22 protein-coding genes are annotated in these 18279 nt (G+C 68.7%); 14 read left to right on the top strand and 8 right to left on the bottom strand.

Annotated features, from left to right (window positions below; genetic code table 11):
• The first annotated feature begins 31 nt into the window (after window positions 1-31).
• The 8 genes from NO345_RS10410 (at window position 32) to NO345_RS10375 (ending at window position 4658) form a co-directional block, all read left to right on the top strand.
• The gene (locus NO345_RS10410) at window positions 32-313 is read left to right on the top strand and encodes a 50S ribosomal protein L44e (RefSeq protein WP_256298959.1); all 282 of its coding nucleotides are present in this window, start codon (window positions 32-34) and stop codon (window positions 311-313) included.
• A gap of 4 nt (window positions 314-317) precedes the next feature.
• Entirely contained in the window at window positions 318-491 is a 174-nt protein-coding gene (locus tag NO345_RS10405) for a 30S ribosomal protein S27e (protein ID WP_256298958.1), read from the top strand.
• Window positions 488-1288 carry a translation initiation factor IF-2 subunit alpha gene (locus tag NO345_RS10400; RefSeq protein ID WP_256298957.1) on the top strand — a complete coding sequence of 267 codons (801 nt, stop codon included), beginning with the start codon at window positions 488-490 and terminating at the stop codon, window positions 1286-1288. The genes NO345_RS10405 and NO345_RS10400 overlap by 4 nt, the downstream gene beginning before the upstream one ends.
• Window positions 1285-1467 carry an RNA-protein complex protein Nop10 gene (locus NO345_RS10395; RefSeq protein ID WP_256298956.1) on the top strand — a complete coding sequence of 61 codons (183 nt, stop codon included), beginning with the start codon at window positions 1285-1287 and terminating at the stop codon, window positions 1465-1467. Before NO345_RS10400 ends, NO345_RS10395 begins: the two co-directional genes overlap by 4 nt.
• A 5-nt stretch (window positions 1468-1472) precedes the next feature.
• Complete coding sequence (locus NO345_RS10390; protein WP_256298955.1) at window positions 1473-2234, top strand: proteasome assembly chaperone family protein; 762 nt, start codon at window positions 1473-1475, stop codon at window positions 2232-2234.
• 72 nt (window positions 2235-2306) lie between these two features.
• Window positions 2307-2927 carry a J domain-containing protein gene (locus NO345_RS10385; protein ID WP_256298954.1) on the top strand — a complete coding sequence of 207 codons (621 nt, stop codon included), beginning with the start codon at window positions 2307-2309 and terminating at the stop codon, window positions 2925-2927.
• Between the two features lie 95 nt (window positions 2928-3022).
• Window positions 3023-3973: an archaeosortase A gene (artA, locus tag NO345_RS10380; RefSeq protein ID WP_256298952.1), complete on the top strand. Its 951-nt coding sequence runs from the start codon at window positions 3023-3025 to the stop codon at window positions 3971-3973.
• A complete protein-coding gene (locus tag NO345_RS10375) occupies window positions 3960-4658 on the top strand; it encodes a metallophosphoesterase (protein WP_256298950.1) in 699 nt (232 codons plus the stop codon). Before artA ends, NO345_RS10375 begins: the two co-directional genes overlap by 14 nt.
• Window positions 4659-4670: 12 nt before the next feature.
• Here the strand turns inward: NO345_RS10375 and NO345_RS10370 are convergent, their stop codons facing one another.
• Window positions 4671-5357 carry a cupin domain-containing protein gene (locus NO345_RS10370; RefSeq protein WP_256298948.1) on the bottom strand — a complete coding sequence of 229 codons (687 nt, stop codon included), beginning with the start codon at window positions 5355-5357 and terminating at the stop codon, window positions 4671-4673.
• Between the two features lie 70 nt (window positions 5358-5427).
• The gene (locus NO345_RS10365; RefSeq protein WP_256298946.1) at window positions 5428-6696 is read right to left on the bottom strand and encodes an NAD(P)/FAD-dependent oxidoreductase; all 1269 of its coding nucleotides are present in this window, start codon (window positions 6694-6696) and stop codon (window positions 5428-5430) included.
• 195 nt (window positions 6697-6891) lie between these two features.
• Between NO345_RS10365 and NO345_RS10360 the strand changes: the two genes are divergently transcribed.
• From NO345_RS10360 to NO345_RS10345, 4 genes are all read left to right on the top strand, one after another.
• Complete coding sequence (locus tag NO345_RS10360) at window positions 6892-8091, top strand: threonine synthase (protein WP_256298944.1); 1200 nt, start codon at window positions 6892-6894, stop codon at window positions 8089-8091.
• An 85-nt stretch (window positions 8092-8176) separates the two neighbouring features.
• Entirely contained in the window at window positions 8177-8875 is a 699-nt protein-coding gene (locus NO345_RS10355) for a metal-dependent transcriptional regulator (RefSeq protein ID WP_256298942.1), read from the top strand.
• Window positions 8872-9654: a TMEM165/GDT1 family protein gene (locus NO345_RS10350; protein WP_256298940.1), complete on the top strand. Its 783-nt coding sequence runs from the start codon at window positions 8872-8874 to the stop codon at window positions 9652-9654. Before NO345_RS10355 ends, NO345_RS10350 begins: the two co-directional genes overlap by 4 nt.
• Window positions 9655-9704: 50 nt before the next feature.
• Entirely contained in the window at window positions 9705-10400 is a 696-nt protein-coding gene (locus tag NO345_RS10345; protein ID WP_256298938.1) for a LysE family translocator, read from the top strand.
• Between the two features lie 50 nt (window positions 10401-10450).
• On the opposite strand, the gene NO345_RS10340 is transcribed toward NO345_RS10345, so the two are convergent.
• On the bottom strand, window positions 10451-11146 hold the full coding sequence (locus NO345_RS10340; RefSeq protein ID WP_256298936.1) for an HD domain-containing protein: 696 nt from the start codon (window positions 11144-11146) through the stop codon (window positions 10451-10453).
• Window positions 11147-11261: 115 nt separating this feature from the next.
• Between NO345_RS10340 and NO345_RS10335 the strand changes: the two genes are divergently transcribed.
• The gene (locus NO345_RS10335; protein WP_256298934.1) at window positions 11262-12014 is read left to right on the top strand and encodes an alanyl-tRNA editing protein; all 753 of its coding nucleotides are present in this window, start codon (window positions 11262-11264) and stop codon (window positions 12012-12014) included.
• A 93-nt stretch (window positions 12015-12107) separates the two neighbouring features.
• The gene (locus NO345_RS10330; RefSeq protein WP_256298932.1) at window positions 12108-13088 is read left to right on the top strand and encodes a DUF3179 domain-containing protein; all 981 of its coding nucleotides are present in this window, start codon (window positions 12108-12110) and stop codon (window positions 13086-13088) included.
• A 28-nt stretch (window positions 13089-13116) separates the two neighbouring features.
• Here NO345_RS10330 and NO345_RS10325 read toward each other — a convergent pair whose 3' ends face one another.
• From NO345_RS10325 to NO345_RS10305, 5 genes are all read right to left on the bottom strand, one after another.
• Window positions 13117-13299, bottom strand: coding sequence for a DUF5786 family protein (locus NO345_RS10325; RefSeq protein WP_256298930.1), 183 nt, complete (start codon window positions 13297-13299; stop codon window positions 13117-13119).
• 103 nt (window positions 13300-13402) lie between these two features.
• Window positions 13403-16021, bottom strand: a complete 2619-nt coding sequence (locus NO345_RS10320; protein WP_256298929.1) for a TRAP transporter permease — start codon at window positions 16019-16021, stop codon at window positions 13403-13405.
• A gap of 2 nt (window positions 16022-16023) precedes the next feature.
• Window positions 16024-16512, bottom strand: coding sequence for a DUF1850 domain-containing protein (locus tag NO345_RS10315; RefSeq protein ID WP_256298927.1), 489 nt, complete (start codon window positions 16510-16512; stop codon window positions 16024-16026).
• A gap of 4 nt (window positions 16513-16516) precedes the next feature.
• Window positions 16517-17554, bottom strand: coding sequence for a TAXI family TRAP transporter solute-binding subunit (locus tag NO345_RS10310; RefSeq protein WP_256298925.1), 1038 nt, complete (start codon window positions 17552-17554; stop codon window positions 16517-16519).
• 318 nt (window positions 17555-17872) lie between these two features.
• Window positions 17873-18160 carry a hypothetical protein gene (locus NO345_RS10305; protein ID WP_256298923.1) on the bottom strand — a complete coding sequence of 96 codons (288 nt, stop codon included), beginning with the start codon at window positions 18158-18160 and terminating at the stop codon, window positions 17873-17875.
• Window positions 18161-18279 lie beyond the last annotated feature (119 nt).

Here is an 18279-nt window from a genome sequence, read left to right as displayed (position 1 = left end):
GAGACAACGTGGACCCAAGAGGCCGATATCTATGCAGATGCCACGACGTTTCAACACGTACTGTCCACACTGCAACGAGCACCACGAGCACGAGGTGGAGAAGGTCCGCACGGGCCGGAGCTCGGGCATGAAGAAGGACCAGCGCAAGCAGCGCGAGGGGAAGAAGGTCATCGGGAACGCCGGTCGCTTCTCGAAGGTCCCCGGTGGGGACAAGCCCACGAAGAAGACCGACCTCAAGTACCGCTGCAGCGAGTGCGGCAAGGCGCACCTCCGCCCGGGATGGCGTGCCGGCCGACTGGAGCTTCAGGAGTAAACCCATGGCAGGAGATTTCATCCGAGTCAAGTGTAACGACTGCGAGAACGAACAGATCGTGTTCGGGAACGCCTCGACCACCGTCAACTGCGCGGTGTGTGGCACCACGCTCGCCACCCCGACCGGTGGCAAGGCGGAGATCCCCCACGAGGTCGTGGAGACGGTCGAAGCACGATGAAGTACAGCGGCTGGCCCGAGAAGGGCGAACTCGTCGTCGGCGACGTCGACGAGATCGAGGACTTCGGCGTCTTCGTCGACCTCAAGGAGTACGAGGACAAGCGTGGCCTCGTCCACATCAGCGAGGTCGCCAGCGGATGGATCAAGAACGTCCGCGACCACGTCGGAGAGGGCCAGACCGTCGTCTGTAAGGTGCTCGACGTCGACGAGGACTCCCAGCAGATAGACCTCTCCATCAAGGACGTCAACGACCACCAGCGGTCGGACAAGATCCAGGAGTGGAAGAACGAGCAGAAGGCCGACAACTGGATGCTGCTCGCGTTCGGCGAGGACGTCAGCGACGAGCAGTACGCCTCCGTCGCCAACGAGCTGCTCGCCGAGTTCGGCAGCCTCTACGACGGCTTCGAGCAGGCGGCCATCCACGGCCCCGAGGCGCTCTCGGACAGCGACCTCACCGACGAGGAGGTCGAACAGCTCGTCGACACCGCGCGCGACAACGTCTCCGTCCCGTACGTCACCGTCACGGGCTACGTCGACCTCCGAAGCCCGAACTCGAACGGCGTCGACGACGTACAGGAGGCGCTGCAGGCGGCAGAGGGCAACGGCGAGGTGCCGGACGAGGTCGAACTCGACGTGACCTACGTCGGCTCGCCCGAGTACCGCATCCGCGTGAAGGCACCGAACTACAAGACCGCGGAGTCGGAGCTCGAGGCGGCCGCCGATCGGGCGGCGGTCGCCATCGAGGAACACGGTGGGTCCGGCGAGTACCACCGCGAGCGTCGTTCCGACGACGAATGAAGTCGGACATCCGGGTGTGCTCGGCGTGGCGCGACCGCCACGAACGCCCGGTGTACACCCTTTCTGCGACCTGTCCCGACTGCGGAGCCGACGCGATAAACAGCGCGCCGGCCCCGGTCGACCCCGAGGACAGCTACGGCGACTACCGACGCGCTCTTAAGCGCGCCGACCGCGAGTAGCGGGTATGGAGCCACTCGACATCGAGACCGTCGATTCGGCCGAACTCTCCGATCCGGCGTTCATCGAAGGACTGCCGGGCGTCGGTCACGTTGGCAAGCTGGCGGCCGAGCACATCCTCGACCAGTACGAGGGGACGCTCGTTCGGCGGCTCTACTCGCACGACCTGCCGCCGCAGGTCGACGTCGGCGACGACGGGATCGCCGAGCTCACCCACCTCGAGTTCCACGCCGTCGAGACCGAGGGACGCGACCTGCTGGTGCTGACCGGCGACCACCAGGCACAGACCAACGAGGGGCACTACCGTCTCGCGAGCGCGGTGCTCGACGTGGCCGCGGAGTTCGGCTGCGAGGAGCTGTACGCGCTCGGCGGCGTCCCCACCGGCGAGCTCATCGAGGAGTACGCGGTGCTCGGGGCGGCGACCCGGGAGTCCGTCGTCGAGGCGCTCGAAGAGGAGGGCGTCGAGTTCCGCGAGGACGAGCCCGCGGGCGGCATCGTCGGCGTCTCCGGGCTGCTGCTCGGGCTCGGCGCGCGCCGTGACGTCGAGGCCGCCTGCCTGATGGGGGAGACCTCGGGCTACCTCGTCGACCCCAAGAGCGCGCGTGCCGTCCTCGAGGTACTCGAGGGCATGCTCGGGATGGACGTGGACTACGCCTCGCTCGAGGAGCGCGCCGACGAGATGGAGGAGGTCATCGGGAAGATACAGGAGATGGAGCAACAACAGCAGGCGAACGTCCCGAGCGACGACGACCTGCGCTACATCGGCTGAGTCGAGCGCGCCCGTCGGACCGAACGGGTTCGGTCCGCTGTTTTCTTTACCGCGCAACACCTACGGCCCAGCGTGGGACTACAACCGCTCGCCCTCGGGCTCGAGTGGGCCGCGGCGCTCCCGTCGTGGGTGCTGGCTGGGCTCTCGCTCGGCCTCGTCTTCGGCGCGTTCTCGGCGGCGATGTTCGTCGTCGGCGAGCAGCTGTTCCCGAGCCCGCCGGGTCGCCGGAGCGACGACGACGAGCAGGGACAGGCACGCCGCCACACGGAGATCCGTCGCTACCTCGACGATATCGGCGAGCGCTACGCCGAGCGCCATCCCGTCGCCGGACACACCGTGGCGTTCTACCTGCCCGAACGGGACGTGGCGGTGACGTTCGACGCGCAGGCGTTCTTCGACATCCAGGGCGCGGGCATCGACGCGGTGCTGTGCGAGCACGAGATGCCAGGCCACCACCTCGGCCGGCGACTGCCCTTCGAGGTGCCGGAGCTGGAGTGGGAGCCGGCGAGCGAACCCGACACCGTCGAGCGTGCGTACCGGGCGCTCGGGCTCTCCCCCGCCGCCTCGACCGACGAGGTGCGCGACGCCTACCGCGAACGGGTGATGGAGGTCCACCCGGACCACGGGGGCGACGAGGAGGCGTTCCGGGAGGTCCGCGACGCGTACACGACGGCGAAGGAGCACGCGGACTGAGCACGACGCCCCCGATGCCCGCGGACGGTTACTTCGCGGTAAGCCCGTCGTAGGATGGCGTTAGGACTTTAACCGAGAACCACCTTGCAGTGGATATGAACTTCCTCCCGGCCGTCGTCGGGCCGACGGTGTTCGGGATGACCGCGACAGACCTGTTCGCCTGGGTCATGATCGCGGCGTTCCTCGTCGGCGCGCTGGTCGACGTCTTCGACAGGGAGACCGCCCGGTACGTCCTCGCGGTCACGTGGGGGCTGTTCGGCCTGTTCTGGCTGGCGGTGTTCCCGCACTTCGCGTTCGAGGTCAAGAGCTTCGTCGAGGGCGGCCTCGCGATCTTCGCCGTCCCGGCCTGCATCTACACCGGCTACCTCATCTACCAGGGCCGCGAGCGGCTGCACGTCCTCTCGCGGGCGGTCGGCGTCATGGGTCTCGTCTACTTCCCGACCCAGGCGATCCCCGCCGTCCGCGAGTTCCTCATCGAGACGGTCGCGGTCCAGACGCTCTGGGGCATCAACCAGCTCGGCTACCACCCCGAGTTCACGACCGGCCCGGAGTACGGCTACATGAACTACTTCTACTTCGGGCCGGACGCGTTCAGCACGTACATCGTCTACGCCTGCACCGGCATCGGCTCGATGGCCATCTTCGCGGGGCTCATCGTCGCCGTCGAGGCACCGCTCCGCCGGAAGCTCAAATCGCTGGCCATCGCCATCCCCGTCATCTGGGTGCTGAACATCGTGCGGAACGTGTTCGTCGCGGTCGCCGCCGGCCAGGGCTGGTTCGCGATGGAGCCCGTCCTCACCATCGCGGGTCTCGCCGGTGTCGAGCCCATCGAGGCGTCGTTCTGGTTCTCCCACAGCGTCCTCTCTCAGGTGGGCTCCGTCATCGCGCTCGTCGGCATCACCTGGCTGGTCGTCAAGGTCGTCCCCGAGCTGCTGGCCATCCTCGAGGAGGTGCTGTTCGTCGCGACCGGAACGGAGTACGACCTCGAGGACGCACTGGGCGTCTCGCCCGACGTGCGGACCGACGGCGGCGATGTCACGGAGTGAGTTCGTCGTCGGTGACCGGGGTGTCTACCTCCCGGCCGACGACGCGCTCGTCGTCGCCGACGTCCACCTCGGCCGTGCCCACGCCTCGAACGTCGAGTTCCCACTGAACGAGCGACGGGACACGCTCGACCGCCTCGGCACGCTGTGCGACCGCTTCGACCCCGAGACGGTCGTCCTCGCCGGCGACGTGCTCCACCGGTTCGACGCGGTGCCCGTGCCGGTGCGCGAGTCGCTCGACGCCGTCGTCGCCGCGGTCCGTGATGCGGGCGCGGAGCCGGTGCTGGTGCGGGGGAACCACGACCGCCAGCTCGACCGCGTCGCGAGCGAGCCCGTCCACGACGCCCACCGGCTGGATTCCGGCACCGTCGTCTGCCACGGCCACGAGGAGCCCGCCGTGACGGGCGACCGATACGTCGTCGGCCACGACCATCCCGTCCTCGAGGTCGAGGGGAAACGCCACCCCTGTCTGCTGTACGGCCCCGACGCCTACGACGGCGTCCCGGTGGTGATGCTCCCGTCCTTCACCACGCTCGCGCCCGGCGTCGTCGTCAACGGGATGCGCGCCGGCGACTTCGATTCGCCGCTGGTCCGTCGGGCGGGCGGCTTCCACCCGGTCGTCCGCGACTCGGACGCTGCCGAGACGCTCCGGTTCCCGCCGCTGGGCGAGCTCCGGCGAGTGCTCTGATCGCCCGGCTCCTCAGGGCTCCGGCTGTTCGACCCGCTCGCGCCAGAACTGCGGCCGTTCGAACCGGCCGTAGGTGGCCTCGTAGCCGAGCCGGTTCGCGAGCGGCGCGACCAGCGTCGCGAGCGGTTTCGCGACCGCCGGCGGCGGCGACGTGAACACCGTATCGTCGGACATCGCCGCCGCGAGCGCCATCGCCTGCAACAGCCCGGGCCGACCGTCGTCGTCGAGCGCCCCCTCGTGTGCGAGTCCGGCGAGCGTTCGGACCACGTCCAACGTCCGGGCCGCCGGACGCGTGGTCGTCAGCGTCGCGGCCAGGTCGTCGCCACCGACCGCGAAGCCGTGGGGGGTCTCCGGCGGGACGGTGATCTCGTCGCCGGGCGAGAGGTGGTGCGTCTCGCCGTCGACGTCGACGACGAACTCACCGCGGAGGACCGCGAACGACTCCTCGTAGCCGACGTGGTAGTGTTCGGGCGGCCCCTCGTTGCCGGGTGCGAACACGCCGAGCCCGGTGACGGACGCACCGTCGGTCTCGGCCGGCGTCACGAGCCCTGTCGTCCACTCGCCGGCGACAGGGTTGGAGAACAGCGGGGTGACCCGGTCGTGGAGGTGGTCGGCGAGCGGGCCGTCGGTATCGTACTTGAAGCCAGTGCCGGGGATCGGGTCGCCGTCATCGAGTCGGCGGCCGGTCTGCGGGGACATGACGGTATCGTCACACGCTATCCCGGATAAACCTCCGGTCGATGTCAGTTCGCGGGAATCGACGGTCCGCCTAGCCCAGGTCCTCGCGGACCGCCGTCGCGGCATCCTGCCCGCTGGCCATCGCACCCTGGATCGACGACCAGCGCGTGTAGTCACCGGCGAGGTACACCGGCCCGGCCGGGTCGCGCGTGTCCGGTAGGGAGTCCGTGAAGCCGGGCGGTTGCTGGAACTGTGCGAACGGGATGCGGTCGGTGTGTTCGAGCGAGAAGTCGCCGAACCGTCGCTCGGGGTACCACGACTCCAGGGTCTCCTTCACCAGCGCCGCCAGTTCCTCGTCGCTCTCCGCGCGTTCGCCGAGGAACGTCGCGCTCAGGAGTCGGACACCGTCGGGTGCGTACTCCGGTGCGGCGGCGGTGTGGTCGGCAATCTGGTTGGGGCCGTCCTCCGCCGCGTTGAGCATGAGCCGCGTGCCGGCGTCGAACTCGTCCCGGTGCGAGAGCGAGAACCACTGCGTGACGCAGGCGTGTGCCGTCCGCGGGATGGCCGAGACATCGGTCAGCTCCCGCGCAGCCGTCGGGTCGGTGGCGACGACGACCGCGTCGACCGCCAGGTTCTCGCCGTCGACCGCGACCGTCGCGTCGCCCTCGTCGGGGTCGACCTCCGTGACGGTCGCACCCGTCCGCACGTCTACGCCCGCCGACTCGGCACGCTCGCGGAGCTGTGCCGATATCTCGCCCATCCCACCGGCCGGCACCGCCGTCTCGCCCTCCGAGAGCATCTTGAACGTGTACTCGAAGACGCGCTTCGAGGTCGAGAGCGACCGGTCGAGCGTGATGCCGCCGTAAAAGGGTGCGGCGAAGTTGTCGACGAACTTCCGCGAGAAGCCACGCGAGACGAGGGAGGACTCGATGTCGGTGTCTGGTCCCTGGAAGATTGCCTCCGCCGAGCGCCCCGCGAGCTCCCGTTTGAGCTTCAGCGTCCGGAGCTTGTCCGTGACCGTCACGTCCCGGTTCAGCAGGGACTCGGTCAGCGCCGACGGGTCGCGGAACGGGTCCGAGAGGATGGAGCGGTGCCCGGGCCGGCAGATGCACGCCCCCGGGGCGAACGTCCGGAGGTCGAGCGCGTCGAGGTCCAGTTCCGCCTGCACCGCGGGGTACGCGGTGAACAGCACCTGGAACCCCCGGTCGAAGGTGAACCCGTCCTCGTGGGTCGACCGGACGCGCCCGCCGACCGTGTCCTCGCGCTCGAACAGCCGCACGTCGGCACCCGCGTCCGCGAGTCGGCGGGCGGCGACCAGCCCCGCGAGGCCGCCCCCGGCGACGATGACGTCTGCGTCCATACCACGTCCTTCGGACACCGTGCTGAAAACCGCGGTGGTCCCGGTGCTGGCGTCCCCTTCCGCCGTCGCCCGGTCTGCGGCGCGGGGCCCGAGAGGCCAGGACCGTCCGCGGGTCCGGTGCCGTCGGCGGGGAGGACCTGGACGACGGACACCGACATGGACAGGGCTTAGGCCACCCCGTTCCAACCCCGGTTCATGGAGACGACCGAGGCCTTCGTCGGACTGGACTGCGTCGACTGCGGCGAGCGCTTCGACGCCGCCGAGGCAACGCACCGCTGTCCGGACTGCGGCGGCATCCTCGACCCGTCCTACGACTACGACGAGGTATCGCTCTCGCGTGACGAGCTGGCCGACCGGCCGTTCGAGACGATGTGGCGGTACGCCGAGCTGCTGCCGTTCACGCCCGAGTCGGCGGTGACGATGGACGAGGGGGCGACGGCGCTCGTGGAGTGCCCGACCCTGGCCGACGAGCTCGGCGTCGCCGAGGTGTACATCAAGGACGAGGGCCGGAATCCGACGGGGACGTTCAAGGACCGCGGCCAGACCGTCGCGATGACGGCGGCGGCCCAGCACGGCGCGACGGACGTGGCGCTCGCGTCGGCCGGTAACGCGGGACAGGCGGCGTCGGCGTACGCCGCCCGCGCCGGGCTCGACTCGCACGTGTTCCTGCCGGCCCGCTCCGGGTTCACGAACAAGGCGATGGTGAACGTCCACGGCGGCGACATGACCGTCGTCGGCGGGCGCATCAGCGACGCCGGCGCGGCGTTCGCGGACGCCATGGCCGACCCGGAGAACGAGCACTGGTACTCGGTGAAGACGTTCGAGACGCCGTACCGCCACGAGGGCAAGAAGACGATGTACTACGAGATCGCCGAGCAGCTCGACTGGGACGCCCCCGACGCGGTGGTGTACCCGACCGGCGGCGGTGTGGGGCTCATCGGGATGTACAAGGCCGCCGAGGAGTTCGAATCCCTCGGGCTCACCGACGACGTGCCGGGGTTCTACGCGGCGCAGGCGACCGGCTGTGCGCCCATCGTGGCGGCGTTCCAGGAGGGCAAGGACGTCCACGAGGCGTGGGAGCACCCCGACACCATCTGCGGCGGCATCGAGATCCCCGACCCGGGTGCGAGCCCGTGGATCCTCGACGTGCTCCGCGAGTCCGACGGCGGCGCGGTGGCGACGGACGACCCCGACATCCTCGACGCGGCCATCACCGTCGCCCAGCACGAGGGCCTGGAGATGGGCGCGACCTGCGCCGCCGCGGCGTCGGGCGCGTGGGAGCTCGCCGAGGAGGGCGAGTTCGACGAGGACGACACCGTCGTGCTCGTCAACACCGGCACGGGCAACAAGGACGACGACATCCTCCGGAGTCATCTGATGGGCCAGGGTATCTGAGGGCCGCTCGCGGACGGCGACCACCGACGTCGCGCTGCTGCAACCGGGCAACTTTTCCTTTAGAGCCGTCTAATCCTCGGCAAGGATGCTTTCGGACGTGATGGAGGACTATCTCAAGGCGATCTACATCCTCCAGAAGCACGGCGACCCACCCGTCTCGACCTCCGAGATCGCGGAGTACCTGGACGTCACTCCGCCGACGGTGACGAGCATGGTCGAGAAGCTCGACGACCGGGGGCTCGTCGAGCGCGAGAAGTACAAGGGCGTCGAGCTGACCGACGAGGGCGTCACCGTCGCGCTCGAGGTCCTGCGGCACCACCGGCTGCTGGAGGCCTACCTCACGGAGCACCTCGACTACGACTGGTCCGAGGTGCACGAGGAGGCCGACGTGCTCGAACACCACATCTCCGAGGAGTTCGAGCGACGAGTCGCGGATGCACTCGGCAACCCCACCGTCGACCCCCACGGCGACCCCATTCCAGACGCCGACCTCTCGCCACCGGCGGACGCCGAGCACACCAGGCTGTCTGACCACGAGCCCGGGACGACTGTCGAGATATCCCGAGTCAGCGACCGCGACGAGGACGAGCTCCGCTACCTGAAGGACGCGAACATCACCCCCGGCACGGTCGTCCGCATCGTCGACGTGGCCCCCTTCGGGATGGTCACCGTCGCGGTCAGCGACGGGGGCCGACAGAGCCTCCCGGAGGAGATCGCCGACTCCATCCGCGTCAAGCGGGTCGAGACCGGCACCGTCTCCGCCGAGGAGGTGCCCGAGGCGTGACCGGCTTCGCGGAGATCGTCGTCGTCGCGTTCGTCGCCCAGCTCGCCGTGCTGCCCGGCGAGAAGGTGCAGTTCATCATCGCCGGGCTCTCGACGCGGTACCACCCCCTCGTCGTCGTCTCCGCCGCGGCCACGGCGTTCGCGGGCTGGACCGCCCTGGAGATCCTCTTCGGGGAGTTCCTGCTCCGGGTGCTCCCCGGCGTCTACCTCGACGTGTTCACCGGGGGGCTGTTCCTCGTCTTCGCCGTGCTGCTGTGGCACTCGATACCGGAGGACGGCGACCGGAGCTTCGACAGCGTCGGGGACGGCTCCGTCGAGACCGACGGTGGCGTCTTCGGGTCGGCCGGGGGGCTCGACGAGACGCGGACCGTGTTCGGCCACGAGATGCCCGCCAGCCTCGCCGCGTGGTTCCCGATCTTCGGGATGATGGCCGCCGGCGAGTTCGGCGACAAGACCCAGCTCGTCACCATCGGCCTCGCCGCCCAGTACGGCGCGACGCCGGCCATCTGGACCGGCGAGATGCTCGCCATCGTCCCGGTGAGCCTCGCGAACGCCTACTTCTTCCACCGGTTCGCCCACCGAGTGAACCTCCGGAAGGCCCACATCGCCTCCGCCGCGCTCTTCGGCTTCTTCGGGCTGGACACGTTCCTCGCGCTCCTGACGGGCTTCTCGTTCTGGGAGACGTTCGTCGGTGTGGCCACGGATGCCGTCTTCGCCGTCGTGAACTGGCTCGGTGGCGTCCTCCCGCTGGCCTTCGACGCGGCCCCGCTGCTGCCGTAGCCTTCGCCGCCTCCGGTCGGTTTTTGTAGCACACTCGCGTACGGCCGCCGATGGCATCGACGCTCGCCTCGCTGTTCGCGGGGCTCCTGTTCGGCTTCGCACTCGCCTCCCCACCGGGACCGATGAACGCGATCATCGCCGAGGAGAGCGTCCTCGGTGGCTGGCTCTCCGGCGTCCGTGCGGGCCTCGGTGCGTTCACCGCCGACGCGTGCTTCTTCGTGCTCGCGTGGCTGGGCGTCGTCGCCTTCGTCGAGACCGTCCCGGCTGTCAAGGGCGTCATGGTCCTCGCCGGCGGCGTGCTCATGTGCTACTTCGCCTACGGCGCGGCCCGGGACGCGATGAGCGAGACCGACTTCGTCGACGTCGACCCCGACGACGACCGCAAGGGCTTCTCCAAGGCGTTCGTGCTCGCGCTCACGAACCCCTACCAGATCGTCTTCTGGCTCACCGTCGGCGTCCACATGCTCGACGACCGCGCAATCGACGTGTTCAGCCACGTCCCCTACGTGAGCGAGTCGCTCGCTGGTACGGTCGTCGTGCAGGCGGGGTCGCTCGCGCTCGTCGTCGGCTTCTTCGGCGGCATCCTCGTCTGGGTCACCGGCTTCCCGGCGACGCTCGTCGCCGTCGGCAAACGGGTCGACCGCTTCGCGCCCGTCGTCGCCGGCGCGAGCGCGGTGGTGCTCGCGCTGTTCGGCGTCTTCTTCCTCGTCGACGCGGTGCAGACGCTCGCACCGATGGTCGTCTAGCCGTTCCAGAGTCGGCGCGACCCGGGGGGAGTACGGCGGGTCTGTCCGTCTCAGAGGACGGGGTCGACGTCGCCGAGTTCCATCTCGGCGACCTCCAGCTCCAGCCACTCGCGGAACCACTTCACGCGCTTGAGCCGCTGGTGTGCGATGCTCTCGGCGGTGTCGCTCTCGATGCGGTCGGCGGCGTCGTGCCCCCGTTCGAGCACCCGGTCGACCATCTCGGCGGCGTCCATGTGCGTGCGTGCCTCGTAGCCCATCCGGAGCAGCATCAGCGCCGTGCCGTTCGCGCCGACCTTGTCGAGCACGTCGGCCTCGATGAGACACTGCGTCTCCAGCGAGAGGTCCGAGAGGTCGCCCTGGTACGAGTGGTTCTCGATGGCGCGACACACCTCGTCGACGAACGACGACGGGAACTCGCCGCGGGTCTCGAGGTACTGCCGGGCGACCCGGGCACCCTCCTCGGCGTGGACGTCCTGGTCGGCGTCGAGCTTCGCGATGTCGTGAAAGAGCGCGGCGACCCGCGTCACGTCGACGTCAGCGCCCTCCTGCTTCGCGATCTTCGTCGCGAGGGCGACGACGTTGAGGATGTGGTTGAAGCGGTACTCCGCGGAGTGCCACGGGTACCAGCGCATCCGGCCGCCCTCGTCCTCGTTCTCGACGCTGGCGAGGAGGTAGTCGTGCACGAACGCCTGCATCTCCTCGTACTCCTCGTCGGTGACCCGTGATTCCTTTATCTCGACACCCATAGAGAATCCCACCAGATTAGACGGTCCGTAGTCATTGTTACCCGTACAAACGGCGCTACAACTCTTAGGCGTTACGACAGTGCCGATTAAGTGTTCGGAGAGCCTCGCTCCGGACGTGACAGAAGCGCTCTACCTGACAGATTCGTCCACCCGTCGCTTCGAGGCGACCGTCGAGCGCGTCGCCGGCGACCGGGTGGTCCTCGACCGCACCTGCTTCTACCCATCGGGTGGCGGCCAGCCCGACGACCGGGGCACCATCACCGCCGACGGCACCGGGTGGGCCGTCACCGACGTCGCGAAGAAGGACACCATCTACCACACGCTCGACGGCGACCCGCCGGAGCCGGGCACCGCCGTCGTCGGCGAGCTCGACTGGGACCGCCGCCACGCCCACATGCGCTACCACACCGCCCAGCACCTCCTCTCGGCGCTCCTGCTCGACGAGTTCGACGCGCCGACGACGGGCAACCAGGTGTACGAGGACCGCGCCCGACTGGACTGTGCCTACGACCGCTTCGACGAGGACGACCTCGCGACCATCGAGGACGGCCTGAACGGACTCGTCGCCGAGGCGCTCCCGGTTCGCTGGTACGAGATGGACCGCGAGACCGCCGAGGCCGAACTCGACACCGACCGCACCCGCATCGACCTCCTCCCCGACTCGATCACGGAGCTCCGCATCGTGGAGATCGGCGGCGACGGGCCCGCCGGCCCCTGCGACCGGACCGACGCCGCAGCAGTTCCCTACGACCGCACCGCCTGTGCCGGCACCCACGTCGAGTCGACGGCGGACATCGGTACCGTCACCGTCACCGGCCGGGAGACGCGTGGGTCCGACGGCGAGCGCATCCGGTTCGAGCTGGCGTAGGTCGGTCTCGGCCGAGGCTCCCCGGCCGGCTGGCGTGCATCGAGTTCACCACACACCCGACTCCTTATGCCGCAGTCGCACGCACCGACGGACGTGAACGTCAGGAACGTCCTCCCGCGCGACGCCATCCCCAGCGTCGACGACCCGACCTACGAGCCCGTCGCGGAGTACGACGGCGAGCCCGACGACGAGGTGGTCGTCGTCGACGGCGAGCCGGCCCGCGCTTATCCCGTCCGCTACCTCCACTACCACGAGATCGTCAACGCCACCGACGCCGACGGACGGCCCGTCGCCGTCACCTGGTGCCCCCTCTGCGGGAGCGCCGTGGTCTACGAGCGGACGGTGGCGGCGGACGGTGGCGACGAACCCCGGACCCTCACATTCGGCGTCTCCGGCAAGCTGGCGGACGACGACCTCGTGATGTACGACCGGGAGACCGACAGCGAGTGGAAGCAGAGCCGCGGCGTCGCCATCGACGGCCCGCTCGCCGGCACCGAGCTCACCGTCCTCCCGGCGGCGATGACGACCGTCGAACGCTTCCGCGAGGCGAACCCGGAGGGCGAGGTGCTCGCCCCGCCGGGCGGCGAGAGCGAGGCCGCCAGCGACGACGACGACCCCGCGCCCATCGACTACGACGCCGCGCCGTACGAGCGCTACTTCGACATGGACGGCTTCGGGCTGGCCGCGCACCGCGGCACCGACGACGAACGCGACTGGGACCGCACGGACATCGAGCCGAAGACCGTCGTCCTCGGGCTCACCGTCGGCGACGACGCCCTCGGCTTCCCGCTTCCGCGCGTCGAGGAGAACGGAAGCGTCGCCCACGCGACCGTCGGCGACCGCGACGCGGTCGTCTTCGCCACGCCCGACGGTATCCACGCCTTCGAGAACCCCGGCTTCGTGTTCGAGCGCACCGTGGAACCCGGCACGTTCGTCGCCGACGACACCCGCTGGGACGGTGCGACCGGCGAGAGCGACGACGGCCGCTCGCTGGAGCGACTGCCGAGCCGTCGGCTGTTCGCGTTCGCCTGGCAGGACGACCACGGTCCCGACGCCTTCTACGGGGACGAGTAGTCCGCGACCGCGAGCGTTCGACGTCGCGCTATTCGTCGTCGCCGTCTTTCATCTGCTGGAGCTGCCCGACGAGGTCCTCGTTCGACATGTCCCCCTGGTCGAACGAGACCTCGCCCTCGTGGTCGTGCTCGTGCACGGTGACCGCGTCGTCTTCATCGATGTCGTTGTCCTGGTCCTGCTGTTCGGATTCGTCGTAGCTCCCAAAGCCCATTGGATTCGAAGGGACGCCCCCGACGTATGAAAAGGGTCCGTTCTTGGCCCGACTGGGAAGACGGCATCGTCGGCCCGACTCACCCGACCGCCGCAGGTGGGACTCACGCGGGCGTCGAGACGGCGTCGGTCCCACCGCCGCGTTCGTCCCGGCGACGGTTCCGGTAGACCAGCGCGGCGAAGCCGACGCCGCCGACCGCCCGCGCCACGATGCCGAAGTCTGCAGCCGGCACGACGAGTGCCGAGAGGGGGCCGATCAGCAGGGTCGGTGCCATCAACAGCAGGGCGGTAGCCGCGAACGCCGCCCGCTCCAGCCGCGACACGTCGGTGTAGAGGTAGCCGATGACCGTCGCCGCGAGGGCGACGACGCCGACGAACACGCCGACGATCGGGACGACGACCTCCGGGAGGAAGAAGCCGAGGTCGGCCACGTCTCCCGCGTTGATGACCCGCATCTCCTGGCCGTTCCCGGTGGGGCGCAACAGGAGGATGCCCGGCGAGAAGACGAACGCGAACGGGACGATGGCCTTGTTCAGCGACAGCGAGAACGCCTCGACGCCGGTGTCGAACGGGTCCGACTTCGCGACGCCGGAGGCCGCGTAGGCGGCGACGGCGACCGGCGGCGTGATGTCGGCGATGACGCCGAAGTAGAGGATGAACAGGTGGGCCGCGAGGATGGGGACGCCGAACTCCTCGATGGCCGGCGCGAGCATCGAGACGAGAATGATGTACGTGACCGTCGTCGGCATCCCCATCCCCAGGATGATACACGAGACGGCCGTGATGAGCAGGAGGACGACCAGCGAACCGCCGGCGAGCGAGAGGATGAGCGCGGTGAGGTTCGGCCCGAGCCCGGTCGTCGCGATGACGCCGGGGATGATGCCCGCGGCCGCGACGGCGACGACGACAGCGGTTGCCGTGCGCGCCCCGCCATCCATCGACCGGACGATGAACGCCCCGTAGCGGAACGGTCCGCTCCCCGCCAGTCCCGGTCGCCGGAGCGCGTCCGCGATATCCGACGCCACCGCCTCGACCGAGTCGTCGTACTCCAGCAGCGGCGCGTCGTGTCGGGGGCGGGCGAGCAGCACCGCCAGGCTGGCTCCGAGGAGAATCCACCCGGCCGACCCGAGGATGACCGGCACCGGTGCCGCGCCGTTGGTCCAGGCGACCGCACCCCGGACCGCCGCCAGCAGTGCGACGGCCCCGACCAGCGGGAGCCGGTTCCGCCGGCCGTAGGCCGCGACGAACGCCGTGAGGGCCGCGATGGCGAGCACCGTGAACCAGGCCGACCGCGCGACCGACAGCCGTTCGACGATGAGGTAGTAGAGCAGGAGCCCGAGCGGGACGAGGTAGAACCAGCCGTGCTTCAGGTGCGGAACCACGTCGACGAGGTCAACGCCGTCGACGCCCCCGATCCCCTGGCGGGAGGCCTCCAGGTGGACCATCACCCAGACGCCGAAGAAGAACACGATGGCGGGGACCGACGCCGCCACGATGACGTCCGCGTAGGGTGTGAGCGTGTACTCGACGATGAGGAAGGCGGCCGCACCCATCACCGGCGGGAGGATCTGCCCACCGGAGGACGCGGACGCCTCGACCGCCCCGGCGAAGGCGGGGCGATAGCCCGAGCGCTTCATCAGCGGGATGGTGAACGCGCCGGTCGTCACCGTGTTCGCGATGGACGACCCCGAGATGGTCCCCATGAACCCGGACGCGAGGATTGATGCCTTCGCCGGGCCGCCCTTCCGCCGGCCCGTGAGGCTGTACGCGAGGTCGATGAACCACTTGCCGGCCCCCGACGCCTCCAGGAACGCCCCGAACAGGATGAAGATGTAGATGAACTGCACGGATACGAGCACGGGCACGCCGAGGATACCCTGGTCGGTGTACCAGAGGTTCCTGACGATGGTCGACCACCGCGCCTCGGCCGTCGAGAGCACGCCCAGGTAGGCGATGTCCTGCGGGATGAGGTAGGCGTACTTGGCGTAGACGACGAACGAGCCGACGATGACCATCAGGTAGAAGCCGAGCGCCCGGCGGGTCGCCTCCAGGACGAGCAGGACCGCCGCGACCCCCAGCAGGTACGCCAGCGACGACTCCCCGAGAATCGGCAGGGTGTTCAGCGGCGAGAGGAACGTGTACACCTCCCCGATGGTCCGTCCGGCGTCGAGTCCCAGCGCACGCATCCGCAGTATCTCGCGGAACTCGGTCAGGTAGTAGTACGCCGTCAGCAACGACAGCCCCATCAGCAGGTAGTCGAGCGGCGTGATGCGGTCGTTCCTCGGGTCGCCGAGCAGCCAGCTCACCGCGCTCGCGAATCCGTCGACGGCGGCAGTGACCGGGGACTCCTCGCCAGCACGCGCACGCACCGCCGGCTGAACACGGGCCACCCGGCGCGAGACGAACCCCTGCCCCGTCGACGGCGGGTAGATGGCGAAGGCGAGCACGAGCGCGAACACGACGTGGACCGCGTTCACCTGCAGCTGCTGGAGCGTCGCCAACTCGAACTCGCCGTACAGCGGGAGCGAGACGGCGAACTCGAAGCCACGTGCGGCCAGCCACATCTGGTAGGACGAGAAGAGGATGGCGACGAGCGAGACGACGACCGCGACCCAGCCGGTCAGCGTCCGTCGGCGTTCCAGTTCCTTCAGCAGTTCCTCGCGCTCGACCTCGCTCAGTTCGTCGGTCGTGGTGTCTGTTGTCGGGTCGGGCTCGTCAGGCATGGTTAACTGAGCCGGGGGAGGACGCTTCGACGTTCGACGGAGAGGCGCACCGAGCGCCCCGACGACAGCGCGACCAGATCGTAGGTGGTCCCGTCGACGCGGAGCTCGTGCCCGGCGATCTCACCCGGGCTGACGACGACTCTCTCGTAGGTGCGATCCGGGTCGAAGACGAACCAGCCGTCGCGGGTCGTCACGTTCGCGTCGGCCGGGAGGCCCCAGCCGTACGACTGGAAGCGCATCTCGACGTTGTCGAGGGCGCTGCCCCGAACGACGTACCGGTCCTCGACCGGCGTGCGCTCGACGCTGTGGGTGTACGCGAGCGTCACCGGTGCCCCCTCCTCGACGGGGACCGTCAGGAGGTGCTCACCGGTCGACGCGTCCGAGACGACGAGGACGCGCTCGGAGGGGAGCCCGGCCACGAGGCCAGCGACGAAGACGGTCAGCACGACGCAGACGACCACCGCCAGGGGGACGGCCAGACGCCGGTCCATCGGCTCAGCCGAAGTACGCGGCTGCGCCCTCGTGGAGTTCGATGGACATCCCGTCCTGGGCGGTTTCCCGGGTGATGAACTCCGACTTGATGCTCAGTTCGCCGGTGTTGTCGAAGATGGCGGCGGTCACGGACTCGACGGTCGACGCCGCGAGGTCGGACCGGGTCGCGATCATCGCCTGGACGGACACCGTGCCACGGTCCTCCCCGACGCCGTTGTAGGTGCCACCGGGGATGGTGTCCTCGGCGTAGAACGGCGCTGCGTCCAGCACGGCCTGGAGGTTGTCGCCGGTGATCTCGACGATCTCGATGTCGCTCGAGGTCGCCAGGTCGGCGATGGCACCGACCGGCCAGCCGCCGACGACGAACGCCGCGTCGATGTCCCCGTTCCGAAGCTGGTCGGCCGCCGTCGCGAAGCCCGCGTTCTGCTCGTCGTACTCCTCGATGCCGAGCACCTCCAGGATCTGCGTCGCGTTGACCTGCGTCCCGGAGCCCAGGTCGCCGGTGTTGATGGTCGCACCCTCGAGGTCCGCCGGCTGACTGATGCCCGTCCCCGCGAGCGTGACGATCGTGATGGTCTCGGGGTAGAGCGTGGCGACCCCACGCAGTGTCTCGACGGCGTTCCCGACGAACGCGTCGATACTCTCGCCGTTGCGCGCGAAGTACGCCACGTCGTTCTGGATGAGCGCGAAGTCGGCGCTGCCGTTGGCCAGCGACCCCACGTTCTCGACCGACGCGCCGGTCGACTGTACCTGGAGCGTGAACTCCGTGTTCGCCTCGACGATCTGCTTGAACTCGTTCGAGAGCGGGAAGTACGTCCCACCCGTGCCCCCGGCGTGCCAGGAGAGACGCGTCTCGCCGGTTCCGCCACCGTCGTCCGTCTCCGTGGCCGTCCCGTCGCCGTTGCCGTCCTCCGTCTCGGTCCCGTTCGGCTGGTCCGTCCCGTCACCGCCGTTGCCGTTGCCGAGACAGCCCGCGAGACCCGCCAGTCCCGCGAGTCCGGCCCCTCTGAGCACTCTCCGTCTCTCGATGTCCTGATCCATGTCGCAGGAGTTCGCCGGTCGGTTACTTACTCATATACCGCTTACTCGCGGCGACCGACGGCAGCGCTGGAACGTGCGACCGTAAGGTGGGATTACCTCGGCCCAGGTGGCCCGAAAACTTCGACAGAACTTGTAGCAGTCCCGGGCGGATTCGAACCGCGAGGACTCGAATCCTCTCGTCCTCTGGGTTCGAACCGCCGGGGAAGTTCCGCGCTCACGGAGTCGTTCGCGCGAGAATAGTCCCGGGCGGGGCTGACCTTCCGAAGTTCAAATCTTGACAGCGAGCAGGCTAGGTGAGTCGGGTGGTGACTCAGAGATTTACTGCTCGGGTATCCTTGCAACCCATTGGAGCGAGACCTTGGGCAAGATCTGATTAAGATTTCCGCCACTATTGAGGCCGTGTTTTTTCGTGTGGTTGTCACAAAACCCGATCTTCAATGCCCAAGCCTTTTCCGCCTCTCTTTTGAGATCGTTAGACCCTTTCATATCCCATGCCTGCTTTGGCTGAGCCATCTTTTCTGTCCCCTCTTTTGGTCCAGAGGGTTCCGCTGTTTCGAGTATTCCTTTGCCACATATCCCGCACTTAATTGGCTCTTCTTCACGCATGTTGATTGGAAGTTCAGACCGCCGCATTGTGAATCTAACCCAGATGTTAGTCGTGACCTGGTCCGTGATACGAGATCTGCATGAGTTGCCGAGATCTTGTTGTCATTTTCTCACCAATA

Source organism: Haloarchaeobius salinus (assembly GCF_024464185.1).
Taxonomy (GTDB): domain Archaea; phylum Halobacteriota; class Halobacteria; order Halobacteriales; family Natrialbaceae; genus Haloarchaeobius; species Haloarchaeobius salinus.
Note: the sequence above shows the minus strand (reverse complement) of the source record. Positions and strands in the feature narration are given on the sequence as shown.

Coding starts and splice junctions, on each gene's coding strand:
- NO345_RS10305 (WP_256298923.1), bottom strand. CDS start 18,160: ATGCGTGAAGAAGAGCCAATTAAGTGCGGGATATGTGGCAAAGGAATA.
- NO345_RS10320 (WP_256298929.1), bottom strand. CDS start 16,021: ATGCCTGACGAGCCCGACCCGACAACAGACACCACGACCGACGAACTG.
- NO345_RS10405 (WP_256298958.1), top strand. CDS start 318: ATGGCAGGAGATTTCATCCGAGTCAAGTGTAACGACTGCGAGAACGAA.
- NO345_RS10325 (WP_256298930.1), bottom strand. CDS start 13,299: ATGGGCTTTGGGAGCTACGACGAATCCGAACAGCAGGACCAGGACAAC.
- NO345_RS10390 (WP_256298955.1), top strand. CDS start 1,473: ATGGAGCCACTCGACATCGAGACCGTCGATTCGGCCGAACTCTCCGAT.
- NO345_RS10370 (WP_256298948.1), bottom strand. CDS start 5,357: ATGTCCCCGCAGACCGGCCGCCGACTCGATGACGGCGACCCGATCCCC.
- NO345_RS10360 (WP_256298944.1), top strand. CDS start 6,892: ATGGAGACGACCGAGGCCTTCGTCGGACTGGACTGCGTCGACTGCGGC.
- NO345_RS10365 (WP_256298946.1), bottom strand. CDS start 6,696: ATGGACGCAGACGTCATCGTCGCCGGGGGCGGCCTCGCGGGGCTGGTC.
- NO345_RS10355 (WP_256298942.1), top strand. CDS start 8,177: ATGCTTTCGGACGTGATGGAGGACTATCTCAAGGCGATCTACATCCTC.
- NO345_RS10400 (WP_256298957.1), top strand. CDS start 488: ATGAAGTACAGCGGCTGGCCCGAGAAGGGCGAACTCGTCGTCGGCGAC.
- NO345_RS10310 (WP_256298925.1), bottom strand. CDS start 17,554: ATGGATCAGGACATCGAGAGACGGAGAGTGCTCAGAGGGGCCGGACTC.
- NO345_RS10375 (WP_256298950.1), top strand. CDS start 3,960: ATGTCACGGAGTGAGTTCGTCGTCGGTGACCGGGGTGTCTACCTCCCG.
- NO345_RS10340 (WP_256298936.1), bottom strand. CDS start 11,146: ATGGGTGTCGAGATAAAGGAATCACGGGTCACCGACGAGGAGTACGAG.
- artA (WP_256298952.1), top strand. CDS start 3,023: ATGAACTTCCTCCCGGCCGTCGTCGGGCCGACGGTGTTCGGGATGACC.
- NO345_RS10345 (WP_256298938.1), top strand. CDS start 9,705: ATGGCATCGACGCTCGCCTCGCTGTTCGCGGGGCTCCTGTTCGGCTTC.
- NO345_RS10410 (WP_256298959.1), top strand. CDS start 32: ATGCAGATGCCACGACGTTTCAACACGTACTGTCCACACTGCAACGAG.
- NO345_RS10395 (WP_256298956.1), top strand. CDS start 1,285: ATGAAGTCGGACATCCGGGTGTGCTCGGCGTGGCGCGACCGCCACGAA.
- NO345_RS10315 (WP_256298927.1), bottom strand. CDS start 16,512: ATGGACCGGCGTCTGGCCGTCCCCCTGGCGGTGGTCGTCTGCGTCGTG.